Source organism: Paraburkholderia sp. SIMBA_053 (assembly GCF_046534895.1).
GTDB classification, from domain to species: domain Bacteria; phylum Pseudomonadota; class Gammaproteobacteria; order Burkholderiales; family Burkholderiaceae; genus Paraburkholderia; species Paraburkholderia caledonica.
Map to the genome: position 1 here is coordinate 1 of NZ_JAWRXU010001648.1, position 238 is coordinate 238.

Annotated in this window: 1 pseudogene; it reads left to right on the forward strand. The window is 55.9% G+C overall.

Annotated features, from left to right (window positions below):
* A pseudogene (locus tag SB753_RS41155) lies at positions 1–238 on the forward strand (flagellum-specific ATP synthase FliI); the annotation flags it as partial.

Consider the following 238-nt stretch of genomic DNA (forward strand, 5'->3'; position numbering starts at 1 on the left):
GCGATGACCAGCAAGACCCTATCGCTGACTCCGCCAGGGCTATTTTGGACGGTCATATCGTGCTGTCACGAACGCTGGCAGAAGCCGGGCACTACCCCGCCATCGATATAGAGGCTTCGATCAGCCGCGCGATGACCGCCATCGTCACGCCCGAACAACAGCAGAAAGCACGCACCTTTAAACAGATTTTTTCTCGCTATCAACGCAACCGTGACTTGATCAGCGTAGGAGCCTACAG